A 16,142-nucleotide genomic window follows, 5' to 3' on the forward strand; every position below is an offset into this window, starting at 1 on the left:
TATCGTTTACGACTACATGGTCAAGTGCATGCAGGAGTTAGCGAAAGCGGAACCTGATATCGATGCACTCCTGCCTTGGAACTTCAAACACTAACAATATCGCCCCGTGGGTTCATGGCGCGGATACGATAGACTGAAACTTCTTATACACACAAGGTTTACGAGGGCTACGAAGAAAACTGACACCAGAGGTATTAAACCTCCTGCTGCCACCCCAATCAGCCTATTTTCACTCAAACATATTTAACAGAAACAGGCTAAGACTCTTTCTGAGGTATGAATAGCCACCGAATCCATAGACACTTTGTGGCATAAGAAAGAATAGGTCAAAGAACCTCGTATAGAAATGAGGTACAGAACAGTTCTAGCTTAGAATGGGGCATGCTCGTGACAGAAGTGATTGGCCTGAAACGAGCGTGGACAAAAATGAGCTAGGAACATGCTTATTTAATCTCATTTCAGATAATAAAATGTATGGGAAGTGTCTAAAATAGTGACCAGTTTTACTTGGCCGCTATAAGTTTTGTATATATTTACAGCTCAATCATATCAGCAACTTGGTATCCCAAATTGGTAATTTCTAATATCTCTCCTTTATTGCCCCTTTCAACAAGAAGAGCCTTCGATACGAGCTCATCAATAGCGGCTTCCCAGCGAGCCACTTCTCGACGTTCATTGGACTCTATGAAATTCTTACTATTGGTTTGAACGTTAGTTCCACCGAGATGGCGCAAATGCATAACCGTCCCATTTCGATCTTGACTAGCTTCTTTAAGAAGTATTCTGGACTCATCGGATAGTTGTGGTAATGGGGTTTTGGACTGTACAAGGTCAACAGGAGTAGAAATAGAGGCTGTTTGAAATAGTGTGTGTTGATTGAGCTTAAGCTGTAACTGGCGATAAAACTTATCTTTAAAGCTTGAATGACTATCATAGCTTTCGTACAAACTTCGACTCTGACAAGACTCTTTAAATGCTTTTAATTGCGCATACTGCTCTGGCTCAACAGTATCAAGTGCCACAGGCTGGCTGGAAAAATACAACATTGCAGGTTTGTCTGTTTTAATATGCTCTTCAATTTCTTCGACGGTTCCGCTGGCATATCCAGTGGTAGGTGTACCAATCCGAGTCCAAAACACACCTACCAACAAGTCACATCTATCGAGCACTTGATTGTTGATTATTTCTTGTGCTTGCCCACCCATTTCTGGTGAAGAGTGAGTTTCCCAACCGACTGGTAATAAAACAATATTTCTTGTTTCAGAATGAACAGCATTCCATTCATATATGACATCTCGAATGATTGCTCGCTCAGATGATACATCGCCTGGTGAAGCGATCATTACATTGAATACTTTTGCTTCATAACTCATTTAACTCTCCTTGCAAACAACAATCGTGGCAGTCACCATCAACAGGTTAGAATGATATCAAACCAAACCAAACACATAATGAGACATTAGATAAATTAGGTCAAACACCTAGTTAGGAGTGATGCGAGAAGATATTCTAAAAAGAAAAGGGGCATTTTTCGTTCGGAAGCGCCTCTGGATAAAAACTAAATATGAATCTTACATTTCATCCACTGCATACTTTGTGCGAGAGCTGTCGAATTGAACATGGTATTGCCTTCCATCTTTTGAGATGAGAGCTGTGCTGCCTACAACGTTATGCATTGGAATATCGATCATAGACCAACGTGAACAGTCTTCTAACTCCAGTACAGTAAGTCCCATTTGCTGTGACAACTTTAGAACTATTGATTTTGAATTATTGCCCATCTTTTCACTCCTCCATAGGTGCAGATTATTGCATGTTGTTGCATTAGTGGAATAAGGTCAATTTAAGGCTGAGACAATTGAACAGAAATGAGATCTAACAAAGTTTGGGGCATTAACAAGTTTGAAATTGCTAACTCAATAGTTCTTTTAGGTAACTATTCCGCTTATGAGAGTGACTAGGTGCCTCGGTGATCTGCTTCATGTCATCACTACTGCCAACTATATGGATTTCACTTTCAGCTCTCGTGATTGCCGTATAGAGCCATGCTCTATCTACTATTCTTCCGTTTTGCAGAGCGATGATGATGCGTGGAAACTGTGACCCTTGAGCTTTATGTAGGGTGATGGCGTAACCCAACTCCATGCAGTCGAGAACGGATTGTGTTATCTCGACCTTTTCACCCGTATCTAGCGTCACTTCACCGTAACTATCACCAGAAGGTTTGGCGTTGGTTAGCGTACCAAGTGAGCCGTTCTGAATGCCTTTGTCGTAATGATTCTGCGTAAATAACACCGCATCATTCATGCGAAGTGGCAAAAAGAACTCATCACCATTGATTTCGAACTCAAGGTTAGTGCTATCTGGGTTAACGGCTTGTTGGGTGAGTTTATTGATTTCTGATACGAGTGCTTTGGTTGGAGCCACGACGCGACTGTTTTCAGGACACTGTTGGTAAAGCTCACAACAGACTTTGGCAATATCTGTTTTATTGGTTTCGTGAAAATGTATTGCACCTGTGCTCAGTTGTTCAGGCATCACACCTTGATTAATAAGCTTTGAGTATTCGGGGATACCCGTTGAACCTTCCTGTCTCTTAACGATGTCTAACATCGTATTAGCCACCGTTTTTGCTTCAACGATGTCTGCCAACACCTTGCCGCAACCTATTGGTGGAAGTTGATCGGGATCGCCAGTGAATATCAATCGTACAGAGGGGTGAGTGTGATTCACAAGACGATACATGGTTGGCAAGTCAATCATGCTTGCCTCATCAATCACCAGTAGGTGACTTGGCTTATCGACACTGGGTTCAATAGGGTCTTCACGCAGCAATTTGGCAATGGTTGAGGTAACAAAACCGATGGACTCATGAAGTCTCATTGCAGCGCGACCACTGAGCGCCACGGCGTGTATTTCAAATCCAAGTCGATGATATGCCCTGAGAGCCGTTCTGAGTACCGTTGTCTTGCCTGTTCCTGCACCGCCCGTAATACAGCTTACCGAATTATTCAGACACGTTGTGACGGCTTCGATTTGTTTAGGCGTTAATTCGTAGGGAAGCTCCGCAACCGCAGAGCAATACGCAGCATTGGCGTTTTCATCAAACAAGTCATTTCGCTTAATCAGTGTATTTAGCCGTTTGGCAACGACACTTTCCATCAGAAGTTGTGCAGTTGGATGGTAGGCTCCTGTGTCGGGGTTTAAAATGTACTGAACTTTATCATGACCTGATTGGAACGCCTGAGTGACTAGCACTCTATCTTTCAGTAACTTGTTGAGATAGGGGCGCACATTAGCATGGGTGGTGTAGGTGTGACCTTTTTCAATCTCCTTGCGAATCGCTATTTCCAGAGCAGCGCTGAGCCTTCTTGGGTCATCCTTCGCAAAATCGCTCTTAAAATCCGTTACCTTGATAATATCTTCAATGGCACTGAACGAAAGACCAAAGCCCATCAAAGCATAAGGATTATCCTTAATTACCTCGATAGAGGCTTCACCGTGATGCTTGAGCAGCCGTTGCTGCACACTGGCGGGGATGTTGTGCTCACTCATCCAGTTGCAATACGCCAGATTTTTATATTTGGCGTACCCCTTAAAGAGCGCTTCTACTGAATCGTCACTCAGAATCGATGTTAGACGCTTTCTAGACTCTGGGGTGTCATTTCGCAGTGTGGCATGGAAGTCTTTACCCAAGAGCTGCCAGAGCGCTCTTGCTTTGCTTTCGCCAATACCCTTGAAGTCACTTTCTCTGGCGACAAAGCGTATCAGTTGCTCACCTGTTTCGGGCAGCGTGCATTCAATATGCTTGGGTGATTCATACGTGTGCTGCTGCATTACATAATCATCCATCTCCATATTTTCTATCTGGCGAGTGCCTTTGACTGACCAATGCTGACCCAGCGTTGGAAGCACAGGGATGCTATCGGGGTCGGCTTTGATGGTGACGTAATACTTCCCACTATTGGTTTTGTAAGAGTCTTTCGCCAATGGCACACCGCTGAATATCACCATCTTGGTCGAGCGATGAGGGATACTGGTGACACGCATTTGGTCTTCATGCAAAGCGCTATTCATCGTGGCATCAACCCCATCTCAGATAAGGTTTCAGATAGCTCACCAAAGCGCTCAAGTCGCTGTTCAAGCTCCTTGACCTTGGCTTTCAATTCAATGTTCTCAGCTTCTAATGACGACACCCGTTTTGAATCGAGCAGCTTTCGATTTGTTGTGTTGTCGTAGGCTTGAGGTTTGCCCTCATTCTTCTTGGCAGCGTCGGTCAAAGGTGGCAGGAGGCCTTTGCCGCGCAGTTCATCTTCTAAGGCTTTGAGCGCTTCTTTGAGGGCAGGGTTTTGGTTTAGAGCCGATTTACCGCAACCAATCCCCTTTGCGACTTCGATACGATTTAGCTGACCTCGGAATACGATTTGTTTAAACTCATCGTCGGTCTGTGTGGCTTTCCAGACCTCAAATGCCTCAAGGTTTTGCTGTGCTTTTTGCTGACCACTTGCCATGTTATCTCTCGCTATATCGTAATTCGAGGTTTAGCCCTTATGAATTGTTTAATTTTTGCTTATTGCTGCGCTCAACGTCTTGTAAGGTCTTTTGAAACACATCCATGACGCTTGGGTTAGTTTTGCCAATACTGGATAACTTTTGAATGAAAGCCTGAAGCTTACCAACCTCTGACTGTGCGACCGCAAGTTGCGCTTCCAGTTGCACCACCTTTTCTGCTAAATCCACGTCTTTTTGCAAGTAAGCAAGCAATTCCTCGTTTTTGGGCGAAACAGGCTTGCCCCTTAAGACTTGCTTTTTCTGCTTGTACTCGTGCTTGATATTGGCGTACTTGTCGAGCGTTTGTCTCGTTGTGGCAATACCTAAGCTGGATTCTATTTTTGTGACTAACAAATCCCAGGTTAGCTTGCCTTCCCAGCTTAGGATGAGGGCTTGAATTGAGATTTGCTGTTCGGTTTCAAGTGATTTAATTGCCATGTTATTACCCTAGAGTGAACCCAGAAAATCTAAAAAGTTATCTGTGGCTTCACCTCTTTTATTGTTGTTTTTTGCCTCAATAGCAGCCTGCAGGGCTTGCTCGGTATCAGGCAGCGCTAATTTTTGTTTTTCCACCGTTTGTGTCTTTAAATTAGTGATTCTTATGCTGTTTGAACGAACTAGCAATCGCACCATACGACCTTCTTCTATTGCCTCATCGGACAGCACTTCAATGAGGTGCTTCAGCATACATGTGTTGCGGTAATGGGTTTTGTACCATTTCTGCATCCCTTGACTGGTTTCAAAGTTGATAGACGCCTGAACCTTCTCCAAGTTGTGCGTTTGCACTTTCAAATCCTTCTGGAGTAGTTCTATTGCCTCGCTATCATGGGTTACATGGCAAGAAGATGAGCATAACGCACATTGCGTTTCAAACTCCGACATATAAGTGCAGGGGGAGAGGGCTAGGTTTTGACCGCAAAACCCTGTCTCATGAACAAAAGTCGGCGTTTCATTGTCAATAGCCTCGTTAAATTGATTCATGGTCGCAATACGAAGCTTTAGCTTATTTTCGACCTCGCTTTCTGATTTATTAGAGTAAGAGATATTCCCAATGACAGAAGCGTTTTGAGCGTCAGTGGTATGGATATAGGTCAGTGTCTGCTCGGCGCTCTTTCGGCCTGACAACATAGAAATAAGGTGGTGAGGCAGTCCTTTTTTCGCAAGAAAATCATTTTGCCAATGGCGCAGTTGGTGCGGCTTGAGCAAAAAGTTGGATGAGAACCCGTGTCGCTCAAAGAGCGTAAGCCAATTGTTATTCCTTTTTATTAGGTCGCCAGAAAAGAGGCCACTTAGCGAACTGATAGGCACTAAAAGGAAGGGGTGTGCCACTTTGCCGCCAAACTGCTTTTGTGTGTAGGCAAATAGTGCGTTCTCAAAATCGACATGCTTAGTTTTATGTTTATTGTAACCTTTTAGGTGAGGTTGATTCATCTCGATGGTGTGATTCTGAAACTCTGCCACGGTGAGCTCTTGTTTGCCTGCTGTGTACTTATCGTATTGATTCTGTCTTGAAAATAAACATCCTGTAAGCGCTTGAGAGTAAGGACATTTGCTCTTAAATACCAGAGTGTCGAAGGCTTCAAGCTGTGCAATGGGCTTGATGAACTTTGGATTGTGCGGGTTTCGTACTCCTGTTTTGTCGGTTGCCCCTTTTGTGTCAGGTGTAACTCGCACACATTTGTCACTACCGTCAAAAAAGCCAAGCAGCAAACCAAGATGTAATAGGTTGGTTGATTTGCTCATGGAAGGCTTAAGCAGGGCAATATTCTCATCGCTGGGCTTAAATTCACCGAGCACTTCTTTTAGAGGGCGATTCGGCTTTTGATAGAACCGAGCCAGCGCTCTTGCAGGCTCTGTAGCGAGAATGGTGTAGTGCAAGGCTCTGTCTAAGCTATCGACCATTTCTGCATTAATGTGGTTTGCATTATCCTTGTACCCCTTCGAGCCTCGCCAGTTAAGGTAATGCACAGTTTTTTTCTTGCCATCGACAACTTGTGTATGAGGCTTTATGCGTTGCACTGTTAAAAGCACTTGCTCTGCGCCGATTCGATTGGGTGAAGCCATGCCAAGTGCTGCCATTGTGCAACTAAAGCTGTCTCGCTGCTCTTGGGTTGAAGATGTAAGGGGCTGCCAAGCCTCAACATTTTCCTTGTCACCATCCTGATAGGCTGGAATAACATCATAGAAGATAGCCCCGAGCGCCAGTAATGCGTTTTCGGAGGGGAGCTTGTTTTGTTCCGCTTGCAATGCATCATCGCCACTTTTAGCGCGAGCTGATTCAACTGTAGTATTGATGTCGGGCTGACAGCTTTTCGCGAGCATTTTATGTTGATGCAGCCAGTTGATAAAAAATGTTACGTTGGTGCTGTATGTCATCAGGTTGATGGCAGATTGAATCCTTTCAAGGGTGGCGGTCGCGATATTCTCATTTAGGTGGCAAAGAAAGAGTCTTGTGGCTGTGATTTTGCTTGTTTTATAGGCTATAGATGTGTTTTCTTTCAATATATCAAGTGCATAGGCAAATAATAAGTCATGCATCTCAGGTGGTAATCGATCCTCATCTGTGAAGCGCGTTCCCACTTTTGGCCTCTTTCTATTTAGGTTACAAAACATAATATTCTGGCTTCTGTTGTCACTGTCGGTAAACGTGACAACAATATCCTCCCATGATGCAGCCTCACCTTGAGCGTTGGTAAATCCAATCAGAGGCTGTGCTTTCTTTTTGGCAACATAAGCGCGTTGATTATCAATATAGTGGTTAATCTGACTCATTTGCACTCTCCCACTTTGATGATTTTTCGTTCTTCGCACAGCATAATTGTCACTCTGATATAGAGAATAATGGTTTGTAGTCGTTTAACCGTAGCGGGGTGGCCTGATTGGCTATTAATCGCCAGTTTACGCTTTGCCTTATCTAAATATTGCTGATGGTTTGCGGTTTCCAAAGGTCGAAAGTTATCACAGGGATAGCACCCCATAGGGGCGGCTCCCTTTGATTGACAGCTTGAGCAGTTGGTCGGGTTAAGTTTGTGTCCCATCTCTTCATCAAACGGGCTTTTCACTTTAAAGTCAGGGTGTTGCTGTAATTCTTTCGAAGATACGCTATCAAAACGTTGTATGACGCTGTTACCCGCAAAGGCTTCGTCAATTTTGACTCGTTCAGGCGCTTTTAAATCAAGGTAATCTTGTATTGCATCTACCGTGACACCTGTAATGGCGGCAACTTGCGCAGGGCTTAACCCCATCCAAGCGGCGAGGGTCAACTGGGTATGACGCCAGCGATTGTTTTTAAATGCAAGGGGCTTATGCGCTATTCGGTCACTTTTAATACTTAACTTTTTATTGAAGAGGTAAGCAATATTATTGGCAAGAGAACCAGCTCTGAGATGGAAAGCCTCTGATGTGTCGCTCACGGATTGAAAGAGACTCTCTTTAGTGTCAAATTGTGCGGAGAATAAACTTTGGTCTGGAAACAAGGGGAGTCGTTGTATTAGCTCTTTTGTTTCACTCTCAGAGAGGACAACGCTGCTCTTGCTCAATGAAGCGCAAAGGAAGGTTTCGTACACTTGGTAATACTGAAGCAACAATTCAGACAGATTTGGCTCCAAACGATGTGAGCGTGACTCGGCATCGACTCTAAACGCTCCAGTTTTACCTTTGAAGGTTCGTAGGTGCAATTGCTCTACATCAGAAAAATGATGCTGTGTTAAAGGCTGCCAATCACGGTTGCTTTCTTTGTGCGACTTAAATGTTTGACCCACCCGCAAAAGGTCACACCATTTAATTTTAACCAGTTGCGTAGGTCTTCTTACAATGGCCACCATCAACTGACAAGCCAGAACGTTTCTAAGGCGGGTGAAAGGCGTTACTGTTGCAATCTTACTGCTGAGTGCATGGAGGGTTTCAATTCTTAGCGCTTCAAGAAGGTTATCACGCTCGATTTCACTGTAAGCCCCCGTTGTTTCATCAAGGATATTTTTTGAGCCACCGTTTCTGCGTAAATTCTCATCCTTAACGATGTCATAGATCGGAGTAAGAAGACTGCTGCTGTACTCATGACTTCGTTTGTTAAATGCGAATAGGGTATTTCTTATAGTCTTTTTATAGTCCGTGAGCGTTAACCACCATGCCTCAAAAGTCGTTGGCTCTAAGTAATCGCAAATGGTTTTTAAGGTGCTGACATGGGTATTTATGCTTGAATAAGCATAATGTTTAGCAACGTGCGCGATAGCCAGCCGTAGGTCGAGAAAGGCTTCGCTATCTAACGCATTCATCCAGTCAAGGTGAATCGGCTTCTTGTAGCCAAGCAGCCATTTATCAGAAAAAAGATCGAACTCGTACCCCGTTTCTTTTGATTGAAAGGTTCGTTTACCTTGGTAGCTATTTTTTAAGCTTTTAAGTTCAGCGCTGTTCATTTGCTACCTCTCAGGTTGGGTACGGATTGGCTCTGGTTCTTGGATGAAATTTCAGCTACCGTCATGGCTAACTGGAACTCGTTGTAGACTGATGCCATTTTTGAATCTTCTACCCAACCCATCGCATATTTGCGAAGGTCTTCGATTTTATCAGGTGAGAACCCTTTGGCTTTGGCTTTGTTTTCAAAGATTTCATTCCACTTATGACGAAGTAGATGTGGATGTAGTGCTATCCCAACACAATCTCCAATCGTCTTAATGACCTTGTGAATTGCGTTGTAAGACATTGGCTTTCCAATAGTTCTTCCTTTTTCTGAGATGAAAAGGAAATCATGTTCATGAGAGTTTGGTGTACTTTTGCGCACTGTTTCGATGTAGAGCTTAATCAGCTTCATTAAATCGTGAGAGATTGAAACAGATAATGCTTTTGTTTTGTTTGAAGCGGGAAGGCGCCTTGTGTCCGTTGGGTCATCGGGGGTTCGGGTGAGCAGGAATCTAGGATTGTCCCAATCGTCAACTAAATCACTCACTTTCAATTTCAAGACAGCCCCAACACGAACACCAGTATCAATCAATATTTGGGTGATAATTTGGTTTCGAAGCTTGCTCGACTTAAAGGGGTTGTTTGAAGAACGCTCTTGAATAACCTCTAATAAATTAAAAAATTTATCGGATGGAATGACCGATTCAAGGGGATCTTTTGTGATGGTATTGTCTTTTCGTGAGCTAGAAATTGCTGTACTGATGTAGAGTTTGAATTTATTAAATTGGTCATCAGTGGAGATTTGCTGCTCAGTCTCAGCTTTATCGTAGTGATGGCACACATATAAAAATTCTATGTAGGCTTTAAGACGGTTGAGGCGTTGATGAAAAGTATGCGCTGATACTTCTGGTTGACTGTTGGATGTCGCATGGATTGCATCCCTGAGTCTTTTATCGGTAAGGCTAACTACAGTGCCGCTTTCGCTCTCATCGTCAGTGTCCACGTAGAATTTACAAGCACGAATATAACCGTCTATTTCCTCGATAGATAGAAAAGTGCCACTTGCTACACGCTCGACAAGGTCAATGTTCTTTTGCATGAAGAAGCAGTACAAAAACTTCAACTCATAAGCATATTTCTTTCGAGTGTAGAATGATGGTGACTGCTTTGATTTCCCCTTTGTTGAATTCACCTTTGAAAGTGGGGACTTATGATTGCCATTAAGATAAGCGTTAAGGTACAAGCAGCAAGGTAGACCACTTCCCCGAACAACTACGGGAAAAGAAGCGTTATTTATATCCTTGTATATCTTAACTTGAATATTTCCACTCAAACCAATCATTACATAACCATGACATACTTATACATAAATATACCATATGTGCGTTTTTAAGATTTGTAAAGCATAAAAAAGGATTCCAACTGGAATCCCTAACTTTATCAGATGCCATTGCTTTACGTTTTTTTTGGTGGAGAGTACTCGCAGAGATCTTCAATCAGGCAACTACCACAGCGTGGCTTACGTGCGATACAGGTGTAGCGGCCATGCAGAATTAGCCAGTGATGAACATCGAGTTTAAACTCTTTAGGTACAACCTTTAATAACTTTGCTTCAACGTCATCAACCGTTTTGCCCATTGCTAATTTTGTTCTATTCGATACGCGATAAATATGTGTATCGACGGCAATGGTTGGCCAACCAAAAGCGGTATTGAGTACCACATTAGCAGTTTTTCGACCTACGCCCGGCAATGCTTCTAATGCCGCGCGATCTTCAGGCACTTGGCTGTTATGCTTTTCAATTAAGATCTTACAAGTCTTAATGGTGTTTTCTGCTTTGGAATTAAACAGGCCAATCGTCTTGATGTATTCTTTTAATCCATCAACCCCTAGCGCTAAAATTGCTTCAGGAGTATTGGCCACCGGATACAGTTTATCCGTGGCTTTATTGACGCTGACATCGGTAGCTTGAGCCGAAAGAAGTACCGCGATCAATAACTCAAATGGTGTTGACCAATTCAGCTCAGTTTGAGGGTTGGGGTTATCTTCACGCAGTCTTTCAAGGATCAGTCGGCGTTTTTCATTATTCATTTTTTTACCAATCAGTCGATCGTAATAGTTTATATTCGTTAGGCGTTAGTCACTCTAGCGCGCTCAATAGTTGGTTTTTCTTCTGCTGGTTTTCGCTTATCGATTTGCTTATCAATCACTTGTTTTAATGCAATTAAGAAACCCACGCCGATAAATGCGCCCGGTGGCAGTAAAGCAAGTAAGAAACTGCTATCAATATGGAACACTTCAATGCGTAAAGAAGCCGCCCAATCACCTAGTAATAGGTCTGCGCCATCAAACAGAGTACCTTGCCCAATCACTTCACGTAGCGCGCCTAAAACCGTTAGAGCCGCTAGCATACCAAGGCCCATCCAGAAACCATCTAAGGCGGCTTTTTTCGGGGCATTTTTAGATGCGTAGGCTTCTGCGCGACCAATGATCACACAGTTAGTAACAATAAGAGGAATGAAAATACCAAGTGACAGATAGAGACCGTAAGCATAAGCGCTCATCAATAGCTGAACACAAGTTACGACAGAAGCAATGATCATCACAAAGATGGGAATTCGAACTTCTTTAGGCACGTAGTTACGTACTAGCGAGACAATCGTATTGGTTGAAATCAGTACCAGCATAGTCGCCAGCCCCAAGCCAAGTGCGTTGGTGATGGTCGATGACACTGCCAGTAATGGACATAAGCCCAAAAGCTGAACAAGGGCTGGGTTATTATCCCATAAGCCATTTTTCATTAACTGCTTATTCTCAGGATCAGAAACTTGGGTTGCTGAATCTAATGATGTATCAAGCGTTGCGCTATCTTCAGACATTTTATCCCTCACAGTTTAATGGTTGGTTGAGAATGCTTTGTTTGTTTTCTTTAAAGTACACCACGGTTTTCTTCACCGCTTTCACGACCGCTCTAGGGGTAATAGTAGCACCGGTAAATTGATCAAATTGCCCACCATCTTTACGTACCGCCCACTCAGAGTCGTTACTTTGACTGACCGTTTTGTGGTCAAAGCTAAAAATCCAGTCAGTTTTACGAGTTTCTATTTTATCGCCTAAGCCTGGAGTTTCATTATGAGCTAATACTCGAGTACTTGTAATTACACCTTGCATATCCAAGCCAACGATAATTTTAATCGCACCATTATAGCCATCAGGCGCATAAGTCTCGATGGCAATGGCCGTCGGTTGACCAGCTTTGGTTGCCAGATAAGCGGGTAGTGGCTCGGTGGTGACGGTACTTTGTGACGGCAACAACATACATGATGCGAACAATTGATTGTCGTGCATGCTTTGCGGGATCACTTGGTTGAGCGTTTTTTGCAACTCTTGCTGTTGTTGTTCGACAATTGTGTCGTGTGTTACCCAATTAGTGATCGCAACCAAAGAGGTAGAAGCAACCGCAAAGACTGCCAAGATGCCGCCATTTTTTTTCATTGCATTTAGCATAGCGATATTACCTTACATGCCCATAAGTACGTGGTTTGGTGTAGTAATCAATTAATGGCACCATCATATTGGCTAACAGAACCGCAAAGGCTACACCATCTGGGAAACCACCCCAGCTGCGAATTAAGAACACTACAATACCGATAAATGCACCGTAGATGATTCTACCTTTCGTCGTGGTAGAAGCAGTGACAGGATCGGTAGCAATAAAGAAGGCACCAATCATGGTTGCGCCAGAAAGTAGGTGCAAAATAGGGGAGGCCGTTGTACCGGGAGCAAATAAAGAAGCAATCGTGCTTACCACTAATAGGCTAACTAGCATTGCCAGAGGAATTTGCCACTGCACAATGCGCAATTTGACTAACACTAGCCCACCTAATAAGAATGCAATATTCACCCATTGCCAACCGACACCGGCTAAGCCAGCAAAAGTAGGTTGTTGCATGATTTCACTTGCGGTGTGTCCGGCGCGAAGTGAAGTTTTGAAAGTATCAAGAGGCGTTGCCATAGTGACACCATCAATACCGGCACGAACTTGCTGCAGAGATAATCCATCAAGATTGAAGCCGGTAAAAAAGAGTTTTAAGCAATCATCAAAATGTAAATGCACATGCGCTAATGATTCTGGGCTTAGCCAACTTGTCATTTGAACAGGAAACGAGATAAGCAATACCACATAAGCGACCATTGCCGGGTTGAATAGGTTTTGCCCTAAACCACCATAGAGATGTTTACCGATGACGATGGCAAAGAAGATACCAATAGCCAGGATCCACCACGGTGAAAGCGGAGGAATGGCCACCGCGATCAGCATACCGGTGACCAGAGCACTATTATCTCTTAAGCTCAGAATAGGTGGGCGTTTACGAATTAACATAATGGTGGCTTCAAATAGCCAAGCCAATAAAATAGCAAAAACCACTTGGATCAATACGCCGTAACCAAAGAAGTAGGTTTGTACCGCAATTCCGGGCAATAAACATAAGGCGACCCACATCATAATATTCGATGTGGTGCGTTTAACGCGGACGTGTGGAGAACTCGCTATAAAGAACGACACTATTTTTTCTCCTGAGATGATTTGTCGATAAATACTGGAATATCCAATAAATCTAAGGTGACTTCAGAGTCTGGTTTATCTTTTGATGAAGAATCATCCGCTGATTCACTAGATTGTGAGTCATTATTGGATGTTGTTTCTTCTTGGGGTTTATCTTGTTGTTGCGCTGCTTTACGAGCTTTGGCGCGAGCAATTGCAGCGGCTACCGCAGCTTTCTTCGGATCGCTTGCTTCTGTCGGAGTAGTCTCCGATTCAGTTGCTGGTTTTTCAGTGCTTGCTTGATCTAGCGCTGATTCCTCAGAACTAGTCTCATCAGCACTTTGCCCATCAGTATCTTGCACTTCTGTATTTGGCTGCTGGGCCGCTTTACGAGCTTTGGCGCGCGCAATTGCAGCCGCTACCGCAGCTTTCTTTGGATCGCTTGCTTCTGCTGGAGTAGTCTCCGGTTCGGCAGTTGGTTTTTCAGTGTTTGTTTGTTCAGACGCTATTTCATCAGCACCTTGTTGTGCGGCCTTACGAGCTTTGGCGCGAGCAATTGCAGCAGCTACAGCAGCTTTTTTCGGATCGCTTGCTTCTGCTGAAGTAGTATCCGATTCAGTCGTTGGTTTTTCTGCGTTTGCTTGTTCAGGCGCTATTTCATCCGCACCTTGTTGTTGTGCGGCTTTGCGAGCTTTAGCGCGTGCAATTGCAGCGGCTACCGCAGCTTTCTTCGGATCGCTTGCTTCTGCTGAAGTAGTATCCGATTCAGTCGTTGCTTTTTCTGTGTTTGTTTGTTCAGGCGCTATTTCATCAGCACCTTGTTGTTGTGCAGCTTTACGAGCTTTGGCACGCGCAATTGCGGCGGCGACCGCTGCATTTTTCGGTGTTGATTCTTCAGTTGCATTGCTGCCTGAAGTCGGCTCTTCTGCTTGCTGCTGAGCTTTCTTCTCACGTGCTAGGCGTTTGCGTTCTTCTCGCAGTTTGATCATTTCTGAATTATCAGGCTCAGTTTGACCCGCTTTTGCAGCTGCGGCTTGTTTAGCCTTGGCTCGTGCAATTGCCGCTGCTACCGCAGGTTTCACTTCTTTCTCTGCAGGCTGTTCCGTTTCGGCTTGTTTAGCTTTGACACGCGCAATTGCAGCCGCGATTGCATCATCACCGCTGGTTTGCTTCATTTCACTGCGACGTTTTTCCGCGGCCTGTTTAAAGCGCTGTTCACGTTCTTGCTTATCACGTTCTAAGCGTTTTTGGCGCTCTTCAAAGCGTTGCTTAGCCCGTTCAGCTTCTTTAGCTTCTTGATTACGCGTCCAAATTTCCGATTTCGCTTGGCGGTAATATTGCACCAGTGGAATATCACTTGGACAGACATAGGCACAAGCGCCACACTCGATACAATCAGAGAGATGATATTCTTCACATTTTTCATAATCTTGCGCTTTGGCATACCACTGTAATTGTTGTGGTAGTAGTGAAGCTGGGCAAGCTTCCGCACAAGCGGTACAACGAATACAAGCTAACTCTTGGCCGGTTGGAGCAATCTCTTTACGTTTCGGCGCTAAAATGCAGTTGGTGATTTTAGTTATTGGCACATCCGCATGTGGCAGAGTAAATCCCATCAAAGAGCCGCCCATAATCAAGCGAGGATGCTTTTTCTCAGCCTTGTAACCAAATTGACGTAGTAGCGCGGATATTGGAGTACCGAGGCGTGCTAAAACATTACCTTTTTGGGAAAAAGAATCACCGGTTAAAGTAACGACACGTTCAATCAATGGTTCACCATCGATTATCGCGCGTTTGATAGCAAAAGCCGTACCCACGTTTTGCATTAACACACCAATCGCTGCGGAGTGTTCTTTACTTGGCACTTCACGACCAGTCAGCACTTTTATTAACTGCTTCGAGCCGCCAGATGGGTATTTAGTGGGGATAACACGAATGATGAGATCAACATCTTTTGCCGCTTCTTCTATAGCTGCGATGGCTTCTTTTTTGTTATCTTCAATACCAATGATTGTCACTTCAGGCTGCAAAATATGCTGAATAACCTGAACGCCCTGGATGACTTCTTGAGCATAATCTTGCATAAGACGGTCATCGGCCGTGATATAAGGTTCACATTCTGCGGCATTAATGATGAGTATTTTGGTTTTAGCTAAACCAGTATGCAGTTTACGCGCGGTAGGGAAACCTGCGCCACCCATGCCTGAAATGCCAGATTGGCGAATTTTTTCGATTAATACTTCAGAGTCTCTTTCTAAATAATTCGAAACTGGCTTTTTTTCACACCATGTGTCGTTGCCATCTGGTTTGATCACAATACAAAGATCAGAAAGACCAGAAGGGTGGGCGATGGTGCGTTTTTCAATCGCAGTGACCGTACCGGAACTTGGCGCATGTACCGGCACCATAAAAGCTAAGTTGGCTTGAGTTAACTGCTGACCTTTTAAAACCTTATCGCCGACATTGACACAAACATCACCGGGTCTACCGATATGTTGCTTCAGTGGTAATACAAACTCTTCAGGTAATTCCGCATGAACAATAGGCGCGGTTGACGATTGGACTTTATTTTCAGGTGGATGAATACCACCAGGGAAATCCCAAATCATACCGTGACGAATCTGTTCAATTAACGACAACATACTTT

12 protein-coding genes are annotated in these 16,142 nt (G+C 44.0%); all 12 read right to left on the bottom strand.

Annotated elements, in window-relative coordinates; all coding sequences use genetic code 11:
* Positions 1–533: 533 nt before the first annotated feature.
* Positions 534–1,373, bottom strand: coding sequence for a DUF4062 domain-containing protein (locus tag L3V25_RS11060; RefSeq protein ID WP_237295416.1), 840 nt, complete (start codon positions 1,371–1,373; stop codon positions 534–536).
* Between the two features lie 538 nt (positions 1,374–1,911).
* Positions 1,912–4,077 carry an AAA family ATPase gene (locus tag L3V25_RS11065; protein ID WP_237295417.1) on the bottom strand — a complete coding sequence of 722 codons (2,166 nt, stop codon included), beginning with the start codon at positions 4,075–4,077 and terminating at the stop codon, positions 1,912–1,914.
* Positions 4,074–4,511, bottom strand: coding sequence for a VPA1267 family protein (locus L3V25_RS11070; protein WP_237295418.1), 438 nt, complete (start codon positions 4,509–4,511; stop codon positions 4,074–4,076). The genes L3V25_RS11065 and L3V25_RS11070 overlap by 4 nt, the downstream gene beginning before the upstream one ends.
* A 37-nt stretch (positions 4,512–4,548) precedes the next feature.
* A complete protein-coding gene (locus tag L3V25_RS11075) occupies positions 4,549–4,989 on the bottom strand; it encodes a hypothetical protein (protein ID WP_237295419.1) in 441 nt (146 codons plus the stop codon).
* Between the two features lie 9 nt (positions 4,990–4,998).
* Complete coding sequence (locus L3V25_RS11080) at positions 4,999–7,323, bottom strand: hypothetical protein (protein ID WP_237295420.1); 2,325 nt, start codon at positions 7,321–7,323, stop codon at positions 4,999–5,001.
* Positions 7,320–8,966 (bottom strand): hypothetical protein, encoded by a 1,647-nt coding sequence (locus L3V25_RS11085; protein WP_237295421.1) that lies wholly within the window; start codon positions 8,964–8,966, stop codon positions 7,320–7,322. Before L3V25_RS11085 ends, L3V25_RS11080 begins: the two co-directional genes overlap by 4 nt.
* Positions 8,963–10,291, bottom strand: coding sequence for a site-specific integrase (locus L3V25_RS11090; RefSeq protein WP_237295422.1), 1,329 nt, complete (start codon positions 10,289–10,291; stop codon positions 8,963–8,965). Before L3V25_RS11090 ends, L3V25_RS11085 begins: the two co-directional genes overlap by 4 nt.
* Before the next feature lie 113 nt (positions 10,292–10,404).
* The gene (gene nth / locus L3V25_RS11095) at positions 10,405–11,040 is read right to left on the bottom strand and encodes an endonuclease III (protein ID WP_237295423.1); all 636 of its coding nucleotides are present in this window, start codon (positions 11,038–11,040) and stop codon (positions 10,405–10,407) included.
* 38 nt (positions 11,041–11,078) lie between these two features.
* Positions 11,079–11,828, bottom strand: coding sequence for an electron transport complex subunit E (locus L3V25_RS11100; RefSeq protein ID WP_193000244.1), 750 nt, complete (start codon positions 11,826–11,828; stop codon positions 11,079–11,081).
* 1 nt (position 11,829) lies between these two features.
* Positions 11,830–12,456 (bottom strand): electron transport complex subunit RsxG, encoded by a 627-nt coding sequence (gene rsxG / locus L3V25_RS11105; RefSeq protein ID WP_237295424.1) that lies wholly within the window; start codon positions 12,454–12,456, stop codon positions 11,830–11,832.
* 7 nt (positions 12,457–12,463) lie between these two features.
* Complete coding sequence (gene rsxD / locus L3V25_RS11110; protein ID WP_237295425.1) at positions 12,464–13,516, bottom strand: electron transport complex subunit RsxD; 1,053 nt, start codon at positions 13,514–13,516, stop codon at positions 12,464–12,466.
* Positions 13,516–16,137, bottom strand: a complete 2,622-nt coding sequence (gene rsxC / locus L3V25_RS11115; protein ID WP_237295426.1) for an electron transport complex subunit RsxC — start codon at positions 16,135–16,137, stop codon at positions 13,516–13,518. Before rsxC ends, rsxD begins: the two co-directional genes overlap by 1 nt.
* Positions 16,138–16,142: the final 5 nt, after the last annotated feature.

Source organism: Vibrio sp. CK2-1 (assembly GCF_021726515.1).
GTDB lineage: Bacteria > Pseudomonadota > Gammaproteobacteria > Enterobacterales > Vibrionaceae > Vibrio.